At 70.3% G+C, this 13,945-nt stretch carries 12 protein-coding genes and 1 pseudogene; 4 read left to right on the forward strand and 9 right to left on the reverse strand.

What is annotated here, in order from left to right; translation table 11 throughout:
* Positions 1-5 precede the first annotated feature (5 nt).
* Positions 6-929 (reverse strand): TatD family hydrolase, encoded by a 924-nt coding sequence (locus BJF83_RS15030; RefSeq protein WP_075926783.1) that lies wholly within the window; start codon positions 927-929, stop codon positions 6-8.
* A pseudogene (metG, locus tag BJF83_RS15035) lies at positions 922-2,741 on the reverse strand (methionine--tRNA ligase). The gene BJF83_RS15030 and the pseudogene metG overlap by 8 nt, the downstream one beginning before the upstream one ends.
* A gap of 798 nt (positions 2,742-3,539) precedes the next feature.
* On the opposite strand from metG, the gene secD reads away from it, so the two are divergent.
* Positions 3,540-6,182: a protein translocase subunit SecD gene (gene secD, locus BJF83_RS15045; protein WP_075926784.1), complete on the forward strand. Its 2,643-nt coding sequence runs from the start codon at positions 3,540-3,542 to the stop codon at positions 6,180-6,182.
* A gap of 198 nt (positions 6,183-6,380) precedes the next feature.
* Here the strand turns inward: secD and rsmI are convergent, their stop codons facing one another.
* Positions 6,381-7,265 carry a 16S rRNA (cytidine(1402)-2'-O)-methyltransferase gene (gene rsmI, locus BJF83_RS15050; RefSeq protein WP_075926785.1) on the reverse strand — a complete coding sequence of 295 codons (885 nt, stop codon included), beginning with the start codon at positions 7,263-7,265 and terminating at the stop codon, positions 6,381-6,383.
* A gap of 102 nt (positions 7,266-7,367) precedes the next feature.
* Between rsmI and BJF83_RS15055 the strand changes: the two genes are divergently transcribed.
* The 3 genes from BJF83_RS15055 to BJF83_RS15065 all read left to right on the forward strand — a co-directional run bounded on the left by BJF83_RS15055 (position 7,368) and on the right by BJF83_RS15065 (position 10,216).
* Positions 7,368-9,005 (forward strand): dolichyl-phosphate-mannose--protein mannosyltransferase, encoded by a 1,638-nt coding sequence (locus BJF83_RS15055; protein ID WP_075926786.1) that lies wholly within the window; start codon positions 7,368-7,370, stop codon positions 9,003-9,005.
* Positions 9,006-9,545: 540 nt separating this feature from the next.
* Positions 9,546-9,749, forward strand: a complete 204-nt coding sequence (locus BJF83_RS15060; RefSeq protein WP_075926787.1) for a cold-shock protein — start codon at positions 9,546-9,548, stop codon at positions 9,747-9,749.
* Positions 9,750-9,904: 155 nt separating this feature from the next.
* Complete coding sequence (locus tag BJF83_RS15065; protein WP_075926788.1) at positions 9,905-10,216, forward strand: sec-independent translocase; 312 nt, start codon at positions 9,905-9,907, stop codon at positions 10,214-10,216.
* A gap of 2 nt (positions 10,217-10,218) precedes the next feature.
* On the opposite strand, the gene BJF83_RS15070 is transcribed toward BJF83_RS15065, so the two are convergent.
* From BJF83_RS15070 to BJF83_RS15090, 6 genes are all read right to left on the reverse strand, one after another.
* A complete protein-coding gene (locus BJF83_RS15070) occupies positions 10,219-10,818 on the reverse strand; it encodes a hypothetical protein (protein ID WP_262391563.1) in 600 nt (199 codons plus the stop codon).
* Between the two features lie 974 nt (positions 10,819-11,792).
* Positions 11,793-12,038, reverse strand: coding sequence for a hypothetical protein (locus BJF83_RS29275; protein WP_262391564.1), 246 nt, complete (start codon positions 12,036-12,038; stop codon positions 11,793-11,795).
* Positions 12,038-12,202: a hypothetical protein gene (locus BJF83_RS29280; protein ID WP_262391565.1), complete on the reverse strand. Its 165-nt coding sequence runs from the start codon at positions 12,200-12,202 to the stop codon at positions 12,038-12,040. The genes BJF83_RS29275 and BJF83_RS29280 overlap by 1 nt, the downstream gene beginning before the upstream one ends.
* Positions 12,203-12,204: 2 nt before the next feature.
* The gene (locus BJF83_RS15080) at positions 12,205-12,798 is read right to left on the reverse strand and encodes a TetR/AcrR family transcriptional regulator (RefSeq protein ID WP_075926790.1); all 594 of its coding nucleotides are present in this window, start codon (positions 12,796-12,798) and stop codon (positions 12,205-12,207) included.
* Between the two features lie 439 nt (positions 12,799-13,237).
* Positions 13,238-13,537 (reverse strand): hypothetical protein, encoded by a 300-nt coding sequence (locus tag BJF83_RS15085; RefSeq protein WP_075926791.1) that lies wholly within the window; start codon positions 13,535-13,537, stop codon positions 13,238-13,240.
* Positions 13,538-13,747: 210 nt separating this feature from the next.
* Positions 13,748-13,945: a DUF397 domain-containing protein gene (locus BJF83_RS15090; protein ID WP_075926792.1), complete on the reverse strand. Its 198-nt coding sequence runs from the start codon at positions 13,943-13,945 to the stop codon at positions 13,748-13,750.

Here is a 13,945-nt window from a genome sequence, read left to right on the forward strand (position 1 = left end):
GGTGCTCAGATGCCGAAGGCGCGCCGGGCGTTGTCGGCGACGGCGGTGGCGAGTTCGTCCTCGTCCATGCCCTTGGTCTCGGCCAGCGACCGCAGCGTGTGCGGGATCAGGTAGGGGGCGTTGGGCCGCCCCCGGTAGGGTTTGGGCGTCAGGAACGGCGCGTCGGTCTCCACGAGCACCAACTCCGGCGGGGCGACGCGGGCGGCCTCGCGCAGCGCCTCGGCGCTGGCGAAGGTCACGTTGCCCGCGAAACTCATGTAGTAGCCCTGCTCGGCGCAGACCTTGGCCATGTCGGCATCGCCGGAGAAGCAGTGGAAGACCACCTGTTCGGGCGCGCCCTCCTCCGCCAGGATCCGCAGGACGTCGTCGTGCGCCTCGCGGTCGTGGATCATCACCGCCTTGCCGTGCCGCTTGGCGATGTCGATGTGACGCCGGAAGGACTCCTCCTGCGCACGAGCCCCCTCCGGGCCGGTCCGGAAGGTGTCCATCCCCGTCTCGCCGACCGCCACCACGTGCGGCAGGGCCGCCAGCTCGTCGATCCCGGCCAGCTGCTGCGCCAAGCTCTCGTAGCCGCCGCCCGGCCGGGCCTTGCCCGCCCAGTCGGTGTCGTCGACCTCCACGCCCTCGGCCCCGTCGCCGTGCACGACGCGCGGCGCCTCGTTGGGGTGCAGCGCCACGGCCGCCCACACCCCGCCCGGGTGCGCGGCGGCGGTCTCGGCGGCCCAGCGCGAGGACGACAGGTCCACGCCCACCTGGATCAGCGGGGTGACGCCGACGCTCGCGGCCGTCGCGATGATCTCCTCGACCCCGGGCGTCTGCATGTCCATGTGGGTGTGGCTGTCGGCCACCGGGACGCGCAGGGGCTCGGGCACGGGCGGCGGCGTCTGGCCGTTGCGCTCCCTGACCGCCTTCCCGCTGCGCCTAGCCATCGGATCCGCCCTCCAGGCGGGCCAGCTCCTCGTCCACCACGGACGGGTCGAGCTTGGCGAACAGCGGCTCCGGCCGGCTGAGCGGGGTGCCCGCCGCGATCGGCCGGGACTCCCAACGCGCCTCGTCGTCGGCGTAGTCCCCGGTGATGACCGGATAGTCCACGGACTCCTCGGAGCCGCCGATGGTGTCGTGGCCGGTCTCCAGGCGCGGCATGCCCGACCAGGCGCCGGTGCCGCCGAGCATCGCGTACACCTTGTTGGCGGACTCGGGCAGGAACGGTGTGAGCAGCGTGTTCGCGTCCTGGACCAGCTGGAGGGCCACGTGCAGGACGGTGGCCATCCGCTCCGGGTCGGTCTTCTTCAGCGCCCACGGGGCCTGGTCGGAGATGTACTTGTTCGCCTCGGCGACGGTGCGCATCGCCTCCTGGAGCGCCGCCTTGAACTGGGACCGCTCCAGCCTGGCCCCGACCGCGGCGAACGCCGCCCGCGAGTCGGCCAGCACGCGCCGGTCCTCGTCGGTGAGCTCGCCCGCCTCGGGGATGCGGCCGATGTTCTTGGCGGCCATGGAGATCGACCGGTTGACCAGGTTGCCCCAGGCCGCGACCAGCTCGTCGTTGTTGCGCCGTACGAACTCGGCCCAGGTGAAGTCGGTGTCCTGGGTCTCGGGGCCGGCCGCCATGATGTAGTACCGCAGGGCGTCGGCGGAGTAGCGCTCCAGGAAGTCGCGCACGTAGATCACGACGCGGCGCGAGGAGGAGAACTTGCGTCCCTCCATGGTGAGGAACTCGCTGGAGACGACCTCGGTGGGCAGGTTGAACCCGCCCAGCTCGCCCGCGTCGCCGCCGCGGTCGCCCTCGCCGCTGGCGCCGAGCAGGATCGCGGGCCAGATCACCGAGTGGAAGACGATGTTGTCCTTGCCCATGAAGTAGTAGGACCGGGCGTCGTCACTCTGCCACCAGCGGCGCCACGCGTCCGGCTCGCCGATCCGGCGAGCCCACTCGATCGAGGCGGACAGGTAGCCGATGACCGCGTCGAACCACACGTACAGGCGCTTGTTGGCGTTGTCGGACCACCCCTCCAACGGGATGGGCACACCCCAGTTGAGGTCGCGGGTGACCGCGCGCGGCTGGAGGTCCTCGACGAGGTTCAGGGAGAACTTGAGGACGTTGGGACGCCAGTCGCCCTCCTTGCCCTTGAGCCACGTGGTGAGGATGTCGGCGAAGGCGGGCAGGTCGAGCATGAAGTGCTCGGTGTCCACGAACTCGGGCGTCTCGCCGTTGATCCGCGAGCGCGGTCCGATGAGGTCCACCGGGTCGAGCTGGTTGCCGCAGTGGTCGCACTGGTCGCCGCGGGCGCGTCGTAGCCGCAGATCGGGCAGGTGCCCTCGATGTAGCGGTCGGGCAGCGTGCGGCCCGTGGACGGTGAGATCGCGCCCTTGGTGGTGTGCGTGAAGACGTAGCCGTTCTCGTACAGTGTGGTGAACAGCCGCTGGGCGACGGAGTAGTGGTTGCCGGTGGAGGTACGGGTGAACAGGTCGTAGGACAGACCGAGGGCGACCAAATCCTCGGCGATGATCCGGTTGTAGCGGTCGGCCAGCTCCCGGGCGCTGACGCCCTCCTGGTCGGCCAGCACCTGGATCGGGGTGCCGTGTTCGTCGGTGCCGCTGACCATCAGCACGTGGTTGCCCGACATTCGCTGGAAGCGGGAGAAGACGTCGGAGGGGACCCCGAAGCCGGACACGTGACCGATGTGGCGCGGTCCGTTGGCGTAGGGCCAGGCGACCGCGGTCAGGATGTGGCGATTGGACGACATGCCTCAAGACTAAAGCCGCCGGGGTACGGCCGCGCCCTCCGGCACAGGGTCCACGTGAACCGGACCGCTCCGGATCCCGGGCCCCGCCTGAAGTGCGCGGGTGGTCGTCCACAGGTCTCCATGGGACGATTCCCCCGGGTACGACCGTGCCCGTATGCTCTGCACAACGCCGCCGATCGCGACCGGGGCGCCCGGCGGCTCCACAGGCAACCCGGTCCTTCTCGTTCGAGGCGGTGGTCACCACGGTTACCCGTGCGCTACCCCGCCCTGCCCACACCACCATCCTGATCACCGGAATGGTGCTGATGGTGGTGCTGTCGCTCCCCCTGACCTCCAGCGCCGCCGCTCCCGGCGAGCCCGAACTCGCCAGGCACGGCCTGGTCGCGCCGAGCAGACGCTCGACCCCGGCAAGGACGCCGGCGCCCGGCGCACGACCGGCGCGGAGCGCGCCGACGCGCCGACCGACGAGAGCCCCCGGGAACACGCCAGACCCGGCGAGCGCCCCGTGCTCGCCGCCGTGGCCGCCCCGGTCACCTGCGAGCAGCGCACCACGCCGCGCGACCTGCCCGACGCGGTGCCCAGCTGCGCGCTCCGGTTGGCGGCGTGGGAACAGCCGTGGTGGCCGCTGCCCCGCCCGCACCCCGATTCGCTGCCCGAGCCGGTCACCAGCGGGGAGCTGCCACGACGCGGGCGCCCCCTCTCACCGCGCCCACCTCCGTCTGACCCCCGTCGGACCGCGCCCGGGGCACACCGGTCGCGCCCGGCGATCCACCCACCCGCAGTGAGAGGTTCCACCCCTTGTCCAGTCAATCGGGAGCCGGAGGGCGCTGGATTCGCGCGCTCATCTCCCTCCTCGTCATCCTCGTCGCGTTCGGTGCGGCGTGGTTCATCCCGCCGCGCCTGGGGCTCGACCTCAGCGGCGGCACGCAGATCGTCCTGGAGACCCAGGACGGCCCGGACGGCACCCCCGCCAGCTCCGAGAACACGGACCTGGTCATCGAGGTGCTGCGCCAGCGCATCGACAGCCTCGGCGTGGCCGAGGCGAACATGTCGCGTTCCGGTGAGAACCGCATCATCGTCGAACTGCCCGGCGTCCAGGACCCGGCCGAGGCCGCCGAGATCATCGGCCAGACCGCGCAGCTGACCATCCACCCCGTCCTCGGCACCGGCCAGGGCGGTCAGGGCATCCAGCCCCCGGGCGACTCCGCCAACGCCCCGCCGGACACCGCGGACGAGGCGCGCGCCCCGGCCGACGCCGAGGACGGCACGGGTGAGGAGTCCACCGAGGACGAGTCCACCGAGGGCGAATCCGGGATGACCCAGGAGGAGGTGGAGGAGCTCCTCGGCGGCATGGGCGGCGACCCCGCCGCCGGTCAGGGCCTGCCCGCGGAGGACCCCAACGACGTCGTCATGACGCTCCCGGACTCCACCGGCACCTACCTCCAGCTCGGCGAGGCCGCCATCCAGGGCGACCACATCGCCGGCGCCACCGCCCGCCTCGACAGCGCCACCGGCGCCTCGTGGGTCGTGGACGTCAACTTCCGCGGCGAGGGCCGCGACGAGTGGGAGCAACTCACCGCCGAGGCCGCCTGCAACGACATGGGCGACCCGCGCCGCCGCGTCGCGATCGTCCTCGACAACGAGATCATCTCCGCCCCGGAGCTCAACAACAGCTACATCTGCGACGCGGGGAGCCGCGAGGGCGTCACCACCATCACCAACACCGAGTTCACCAGCGAGACCGCGAACGAGCTCGCCGTGCTGATCGAGGGCGGTTCGCTGCCGCTCCCCGTCACCGAGGTCCAGCGCCAGACGGTCGGCCCGACCCTCGGCGCCGCGGCGATCGAGGCGAGCGCCATCGCCGCCCTCCTCGGCATCGCGTTCACCGCGCTGTACATCACGCTGGTCTACCGCCTCGTCGGTCTGCTGGCCTCCGTGGCCCTGGCTTTCTACACGCTGATCGCCTACGGGGCCCTGGTCGCGATCGGGGCGACGCTCACACTGCCCGGTCTGGCTGGTTTCGTCCTGGCGATCGGTATGGCCATCGACGCCAACGTGCTCATCTTCGAACGCGCGCGCGAGGAGTTCCAGCGCCAGCAGCAGGTCTACGACGCCAACCGGGCCTCCGGCATGCGGGAGGACGACGAGGAGGACACCAAGGGCGCGGCGGCCCGCCGCCGTCGCCGCCGGGCCATCCCGCCGAGCCTGGAGAAGGCCTTCGTCGAGGGCGGACGCAAGGCGTGGAGCGCGGTGCTCGACACCAACATCACCACGTTGATCGCCGCGGCCCTGCTGTTCTTCTTCGCCTCCGGCACCGTCCAGGGGTTCGGTGTGACCCTGAGCATCGGCACCATCGCCTCGATGGTCTCCGCGCTGGTCATCGCGCGTGTGCTGGTCGAGTGGGCGGTCCGCCGCGCGGTCGTCCGCAAGCACCCCGCGATCTCCGGTCTCAACCGGATCGGCTCGGTGCGCACCTGGCTGACCACCAAGAACCCCGACGTGATGAGGTACCGCCGGATCGCCCTGGTGGTGGCCGGGCTCATCGTCGCGACCTCGGTCGCCGCGCCGTTCGTGCGGGAGGCCAACCTGGGCGTGGAGTTCACCGGCGGCCGGGTCCTGGAGTACGAGATCACCGGCGACCAGGAGCTGAGCGTGGACGCCGCCCGCGAGGTCGTCGCCGGGCTCGGCTTCCCGGGCTCGGACACCGCGGTCGTGCAGGAGTCCGGTGACGGTGACCTCTCCGTGCGCACCGGCGAGATCTCCGACTCCGACGCGGCGTCCGTGCAGGACGCCCTGGACGACGCCACAGGCGGGGTGGAACTGGTCAGTGACGAGCTGATCGGCCCCAGCATGGGCGACGAGCTGCGCAACCGGGCGCTCATCGCCCTGGGCGCGGCGCTCGCCCTGCAGCTGATCTACCTCGCATGGCGGTTCCGCTGGTCGTTCGGCCTGTCGACGATGCTGTCGCTGGCGTTCAACATCACGCTGGTGATCGGACTGTTCATCTGGCTGGGCAAGCCGATCGACGGCGTCTTCCTCGCCGCGATCCTGAGCGTCATCGGCTTCACCGTCAACGACACGGTCGTGGTGTTCGACCGCGTCCGCGACGAGTGGGCGCGGGACGAGAAGTCGCCCTTCCCGGAGATCGCCAACCGCGCGGTGCTCAACACGGTGCCGAGGACGGTCAACACCTCCGTCGGGGCACTCATCATCCTGGGCTTCCTCACCTTCCTCGGCGGGTCGTCGCTCCAGGACTTCTCGATCGCGATGCTGGTCGGTCTGATCACCGGCGTGTTCTCCACGGTGTTCGTGGCGGTGCCGCTGGCGATCTTCTTCCAGAAGTGGGACAGCACGCCCGCCCCGCACGTGCTCAAGGAGCGCAAGGCCAAGCAGCGCAACGCCGCCAGCGCCCGCGAGATGGACGACGGCGCGGTCGTGTAGGCCACGCGACGGGGATCGTCTCCCGAACGCGAGGGGCCTCGGGAACCGTGTCGCGGCACGCGCCCGGGGCCCCGCCGTGTTCGGGGGGAGGGGAGCGCGTTCGGGGCTTCGGGAGGCCGTTCGGGCGACCCCGCGCGCGGCCCGATCCGGGGACCGTTCCGGCCTCGGTGTCCACGAAGGTCGGCTGGGGCGAGTTCGCTACGCATGCCCCTGACCCTGCCCCACACCGTGGACCAGGTCGTACACCTCGCGCTTGGGCACCCCTGCCTCCTTCGCCACCCGGGTGATCGCCTCCTTGCGGCGCACGCCCTCCTCCTCCAGGGCAGCGACCGCGGCGACCAGGTCGCCCGGGTCCGTCGAACCACCGTCCGGGCGCGCGCCCGCCACGACCACGGAGATCTCCCCGCGCACGCCCTCGGCGGCCCAGTCGGCCAGCTCCCCGAGTCCGCCGCGGCGCACCTGCTCGTAGGTCTTGGTCAGCTCACGGCACACGGCGGCGCGGCGGTCGGCGCCGAAGGTCCGGGCCATCGCCTCCAACGTCGCGGCGATCCGGTGCGGGCTCTCGAAGAAGACCATGGTGCGCCGTTCGTCCGCGAGGTCGGCGAGATACCCCGTCAACCCCTTGCGCGGCGGAAATCCCTCGAAGCAGAATCGGTCGGTGGGCAGGCCGGAGACCACGAGCGCGGTCGTGACGGCAGAGGGACCAGGGATGGAGGTGACCGGAATATCCTCCTCAGCGCAGGCCGCGGTCAGGCGGTAGCCCGGGTCCGACACACCGGGCATCCCCGCGTCGGTGACCACCAGAACGTCGGTGCCGGACCGCAGGTCGGCGAGCAGTTCGTCGGTTCTGCGGCTCTCGTTGGCGTCGTAGTAGGACACGACCCGGGCGCCCTCGGCGCCGCCCAACCGCACGCCCGCGCGCGCCGCGAACTGACGCAGCCTGCGCGTGTCCTCGGCCGCGATCACCCGCGCTCCCTCCAGCGCGCGGATGAGCCGGGGAGGCGCGTCCTCCAGGTTCCCGATGGGCAACCCGGCGAGCGTCAGCGTCCCGACGCGCCGTGTTCCAGCCAGACCCTCAAGCACTGTGATCCCCGTCCTGTCACGCTACGGTTGGCCTGTCACGCCGACCGAAAAGGTTTCGCGGTCCGCACGGACCCATCTCCGAACCCCAACCTACGAGCCGAGATGACCACCACCGCACCTTCCTCCGAGGCACCGCCTCCCGCATCAGCGCACCCACCCCACCAGTACCTCGATCTGCCCCGTCCCCCGAACGGCCGCCCCGAACCCCGGTGGCTCGCCTGGGCGGGCGCCGTCCTCGTCGCCCTGTTCGCCGGCGCCCTGAGGTTCTTCAACCTCGGTGAGCCCGCGCGGATCTACTTCGACGAGACCTACTACGCCAAGGACGCCTACGGGCTCTGGAACTTCGGCTACGAGCACGAGACGGTCGAGCGCGCCGACGACCTGCTGGCCCAGGGGCAGCGGGACATCTTCACCGGCGCCGGTGACTTCATCGTGCACCCTCCGGTCGGCAAGTGGATGATCGCGCTCGGCGACTGGTCGTGGTCGCTGCTGCCGTTCGGGACGTCGATGACGCCGGAGGGCTGGCGGGTGGCCTCCGCGGTGGCCGGTGTGCTCTCCGTCCTCATCCTGGCGCGCGTGGCGACGCGGATGACCAGGTCGGCGCTGCTGGGCTGCGCGGCGGGCCTCATCCTGGCCCTGGACGGGCTGCACTTCACGTTGAGCCGCATCGCCATGGTGGACATCTTCCTCACCCTCTGGCTGCTGGCGGGGTTCGCGTGCCTGGTGATCGACCGCGACGCCACCCGGGAGCGGCTGGCCCGCCTGGCGGAGTCCGGAGCCGATCTGGCCCGGGTGGGGTGGCTGGGCGCGCGCTGGTGGCGACTGGCCGCCGGCCTGTGTTTCGGTCTCGCGGTCGGGACGAAGTGGTCCGCCCTGTTCTTCGTGGCGGCGTTCGGACTGCTCACCGTCGCCTGGGACTACGGGGCCCGGCGCGGCGTGGGCCAGCAGCGGCCGTTCTGGCGCTGGTTGGGTATCGACGCCGTTCCGGCGTTCGTCCAGACGGTCGTCGTGGCCGCGGTGGTGTACCTCGCCTCGTGGTCCGGGTGGCTGTTCACCAGCGGCGGCTACAACCGCGACCGCGCCGTCGGCGTGCTGCCCGAGTGGCTGCCCGCTCCACTGAGCACGCCGGTGGAGGCACTGTGGAGCCTGGCGGACTACCACGTCCGCATGATGAACTTCCACAGCAACCTCACCAGCGACCACTCCTACATCTCGGCGCCGTGGGAGTGGCTGATCATGCGCACGCCGGTGATGTTCCACTACAACGGCGAGGCGGTCGACTGCGGCACCGGCGACTGCGTCACCTCGATCGTGTCCATCGGCACGCCGGTGATCTGGTGGACCAGCATCATCGCGCTCGTGGTGATGATCGGCTGGTGGGCGACCTTCCGCGACTGGCGGGCCGGTGCGGTGCTACTGGCGGTCGCGGCGGGCTGGCTGCCGTGGTTCGCCTACCCGGACCGCCCGATGTTCCTCTTCTACGCCCTGCCGATCCTGCCGTTCCTGGTGCTGGGCATCGTGCTGATGCTCGGCCTGGCCATGGGCGCCGGCGAGGGCAGTCCGCGATTCGCCCCCTACGGCCGGGCCCTGGGCGGAATCGTCTTCGGCGTGGTGATGCTGCTGATCATCGCGCACTTCGCGTATCTGTACCCGGTGCTGTCGGCCCACCCGTTCGACGAGGCGACCTGGCGTGAACGGCTGTGGTTCGACGTGTGGATCTACGGCGACGGGGGCTCCTGAACAGGAGCGGGAGGCGATTCGCCCCGGCGGGGTCCGTGTCCTTGAGGGCGTGTGTGGTGGATGCCGCCCGTCACGGGGTGAGGATACGCGCCGGCGGCGACGGCCGGGCGCACCCGGTGCGGCTGCCGCAGGGCCGAGGAAGGAGTGTCCCCGCTGTGCCTGCTCCGCAAGGTGGCGCGGCGGGGGCCCGCCCGGGGCGGTCGTCGACTGGAGAGGACGCGGTGAGAGTCGTGCTGGGGCGTCGCGCAGCGGGGCAGGTGTCCGCCATGCCCGCCTTAGTACCGGCGGCGGTGGAAATCAATAGTCTGGAGTAGCCGAAAGAGGACACAACGGAATCGTGGATTCCTTGCGGAAAACTCTCGGCAGCGAGCACTCGCCCTGGTACTGTCAGCAACTGGTTGCTGTTGTTGTTTCCATGGATGCCCGAGGCGCCTCGCGGAACTGCACGTGGGCGCTCGTCGGGGATGACTCGTCGGTGCGGCGCCCGGCGACCCGGGGCCAGCAGGGTGCGGCCCCGAAGTAGTCCCCAAGGGAGAGCACATGGCTCAGGGCACCGTGAAGTGGTTCAACTCTGAGAAGGGTTTCGGGTTCATCGCCGTGGGCAACGGCGAGCCCGACGTGTTCGTCCACTACTCGGCGATCGCGGGCAGCGGCTTCCGGAACCTGGAAGAAGACCAGAAGGTCGAGTTCGAGATCATCCAGGGCCCCAAGGGCCCGCAGGCGTCTGACGTTCGCGCGATCTGATCGCCACCCGTCTTCACCGGCCCCCCGCTCCCGCGTGAGCGGGGGGCCGGTCGGTCTTCGGACACCTCGGCGTCATCCGGGCACGGTTACCCATGGGCATGGATACCGGTTAACCTGCTTGAAGCCGGTCGGATCACGAAGGGCGAGGATCGCGCATGTTCAACATCAGCGGAGGAGAGTTCGTCGTCCTCCTCCTGCTCGCGGTGCTGATCTTCGGTCCCGACCAGCTGCCCAAGATGGCGCAGCAGCTGGGTCGCCTGCTCCGCCAGCTCCGAACCATGGCCAACTCCGCCACGGCCGACATCAAGGACGGGCTGGGGCCCGAGTTCAAGGACTTCGACGTCCAGGACCTCAACCCGAAGCGTTTCGTCCAGAAGCACTTCTGGGAGGACGACGACGAGCCCGAGCGCAGGCCCGCGGCGCGGCTCAACGGCAAGCGCCCACCCTTCGACGACGAGGCGACCTGAGGTCAGCCGACGAGCATCAGGACGAACAGGGCCAGCCCCAGCACGACCAGCGATCCGACGATGATGGCGGGCGATCCGACCGCCAGGACCAGGACCTCGACGGCGATCGCCCCACCGAGCGCCCCGGCCAACCAGGGCCAGCGCGGCGCGGGATCCCAGCCGTGGCGGCGTTCACGGCTGAGGCTCACGAACATGGCCAGCGCGATGAGCGCCCAGAAGGCCAGGTGCCCCAGCGCGCGCGTCTGCGGATCGACATAGTCGGCCATTCCGCCGACCACCATGACGTACCCGACCGTTCCGGACAGCAGCCGCCAGTGTCCGCCACTGCGTTGTGCGGGGATCATCATGCGCCGGGCCGGGGAGGTGCGGCGGAAGCGCTCGGCCGCGATCGGGCCCTCGGCGGCCTCCTCGACCTCCTCCAGGGGTTCCACCGTGGTGCGAGGCGGCTCGTCGGGGGGTTCCGGGGCCGGTGGTCCGTACCCTCCGGCGGGTTCGGGGTCCTCCGGGTACTGGTAGCCGCCGGTGTGGTGCGAGGAGTCGGACACGGGGATCGCGGCCCTTCGGCGTCGGCTCGGTCCGGCCCCGCCCGGGGCCGGGGTCATCTCCACTCACCTACCCGGAGACAGCGGGGGTCAAAGCCGCCACGCCGACTCTCCACGCGCCCGGACCCCGGCTCCGGCGGTGAAGGGGCCCGGTCCGGGCCCCTCCACCGGGGTTCCGAGGAACCCGCGCACCGGGCTGGTTACTGCCAGCTCCACCCACTGCTGTGAGAGGTCCGCGCATGCGTGGTCATGGCAACTACCTTTCCTGTGGTCTCCAGCCCATCCCACCGACCAAGATGGCGTATCTCACCGAGCACGCACAAGTCCCGTGAAGGTTCATTGCCATTCCTGTGGCGAAGAGGACACCAAAGGTTGCGGCACCTGCAGGGAAATTGTCGATACTCTCCGTGTCTTTGCAGCTCAGAGCGGTTTGCTTTGTGAACAGAGAGACACCGGATACCCATTGACCAGCGAAGACTGGGCCTCGATTCATTAAAATTGAAACGAGCGGCCCGAGAGTTGGAGGAGTTCTCCGGCAAACGGATTCTCCGGTTGCCGCCCACGACTCCCTGGAAGGGTGGCGCGGGCACCTGCGGCGGCGCGTCCGACAAGGGCCGGGGAAGCTCCCTACGACCTCCCCCGACCCGCGCGCCCACTTCCGCCACGGCAGCCCCCGGAAACACGTTCCGTCACGACCACCGCCGGTATCGGGTTCCATCGGGAACCCACGAAGACCGCCATGGACCTCCGTTTCGGACAGGCGCAAAATCGAAAAATCCACCCAGAATTCTCGGTCCGTAACACCACCATGGTGCCGGACCGCCACTGCGCGACAGAGTTCTTGGACCCGTTTTCCGGCGACGTGACCTGGGTACCGCCACGTCCGCTCACTCTGCGCGGTCGTTGACCCCCGAGCGCCCGAAACGCCTCCGTGCGGCTCGCGCACGCCGGGGGGCGAGCCGAGGGCGGCCCCCAGGGCGTGTGCCGTGGACACCTGCCCTCCTGCGCGACGGGCGGCGGCCGCGGCACACGCTTCAGGACGCGAGACCGCCCACGATGAGGCCGACCGCCGCGCCGACCAGTCCCAAGGCCAGGCTCCCCGCGCCCAGCCAGAGGAACACGCGCATCCGGTTGGGCGCGCTCGGGTCGCGGCCCAGGACCGACAGGAAGAAGCCGATCGGCATGAGGATCGCGGCCACGAGCACCAGGTCGCCCATCAGGCGGCTCCAGTCGGGCACGGCGGGCTCGTTGAGCAGCAGCCGCACCACGAGCCCGAGCATCACCAGACGCCCGCGTGGGCGTGGCCCGCGCGGAAGTAGGAGCGCTGGAGCTCGTTGGCCGGAACACCGCCGTTGACCACCCGCAGCAGGAAGGTACCCCCGTAGACGATGCCGACGACGGTGAGGAGGATGACCCCGGAGGAGACGAGGCTGAACGCGGACATGGCTACTCCCGGGGGGAAGGGGAGGCGAAGAGCAGGCCCGCGCTTCGCCGGGTGATGTCGATCAGGTCGGCGTCACCGAACAGGGACCGCACCCCGGAGGAGTCGAGGTTGCCCGTCAGAGCGAGCGTCGCGATACCGTGCACGATCGACCAGCCGCCGACCACGGCGGCGGGCTCGTCGCCAGCGGCCTCGGCGACGGTGTCCGCGCCGGTGACGAGTTCGTCGAACGCCGCCGTTCGCGCCGCCGCCAACTCAGGGTCCCGCGCGTTGAGCAGCGTGGGCGTGAACATCACCTGGAAGTGCGCGGGGTGGTCGACGGCGAAACGCACGTACTCCACCCCCGTCTCCAGGAAGTCGCCGCCCGCCTCGCGGTTGTCGCGCAGCCGTTCGGCGAGGATCAGGAACCCCTCCGTCGCGATCGCGTTGAGCACCCCTTCCCGGGAACCGAAGTGGTGCCGGGGCGCGGTGTGGCTGACGCCGAGGTCGGCCGCGAGGGACCGCAGGCTGAAGGAGTGGGGGCCCTCCTCCTCGATGACTTCCGCCGCACGCTTCAGGACGGCGGCGCGTAGGTTTCCGTGATGGTATCCGTCTGTCACGCGCTTAACTATACGGTGGAAAGTTGCCAGTGTAAAGATTATGGTGCGGCACCCCTGCAAGCACGGCCCGCAGCCGATCCGCGGCCCCTGGGCACTACCCTGGAACCGTGCCCGGCCGCCCCGCCGCAGGGGATAGCCACTTCGCCGGTGACACTCGGGGCTCCGGTCCGGAGACCGCCCGCCGCAGGGAATGACGTCCTGGACCCGAGCACGCGACGGGCCTCGTCCCAGCCTGGGACGGGGCCCTCCCGTCCGCCGGGGGCACGGGGGCAGCCACCGAAGGAACGAAAGCCCACGGGACGCCTACGGAGCGACCGACCCCGTTGCTGTATTTCGCTGCTGTACGGCACGACGAAGGCCCTGCTTCCACTGGGAAGCAGGGCCTTTGATCCGCGGTGGAGCTGTGGGGCGAGCACGAGCACACGGGCCGCGATTCACCTCAGGTCTGCGGGTCTTCTTGCCAGCGGACGCACCGATCGATGATGCGGTCCCGGTGCTCCGGCTTCACTTCGACGATGTTCGGGTGCGCGGTCGTGTCCATCGCCTGCTTGACCATCACCGCACCGAGCTCTTCTGTCAGTTCCTCGTAGGCCCGGTAGAGCCTGACGGCAGCGTCGTCGAAGTCGAGGGTGAAACCGACCCGGCGCTGCACCTCTTGGCACATGGGGTAGTCGAAGGTCCTGTAGTCATCCGCGTCGCTGAGCAGGAGCTCGTTCGGGTTGAGGTCTCGTATGTCCATCGGCCACCTCTGCGGTCGGGCGCCGTTCGCGCCGTGGAGCCCATATTCGCGCGTTCCGCGGGGCGAGATGTCGTAGTTCTGGAATCGAGATCAGGTCCCTGTGGCTGAGGATGTGCTCTCTTCCCGCTGTCGCTGCCCCGGGGTAGAGTGGGGCTCGGATGAATGCAAGGGAGGCCCCGACCGTCGCGGTCGGGGCCTCCTTGCTGTGCGCTACGCCTCGTCTCGACGTGCAGCGGCCAGGAACGCCTGCCACTCGGAGGAGCTGGCGAACGCAATGTGCCCCCGCTCCCTGTGCTGGGTGTCGCGCACAGCGGCACCCTCGGGCAGGTCGGCGACCTCGACGCACTCCTGCGCGGTGCTGCTGTAGCTGGACTTGCGGAACCGGAGACCGGTGGTGGATGAATGCAT

The sequence above is a fragment of the Nocardiopsis sp. CNR-923 genome (genome assembly GCF_001942255.1).
Lineage (GTDB): Bacteria > Actinomycetota > Actinomycetes > Streptosporangiales > Streptosporangiaceae > Nocardiopsis.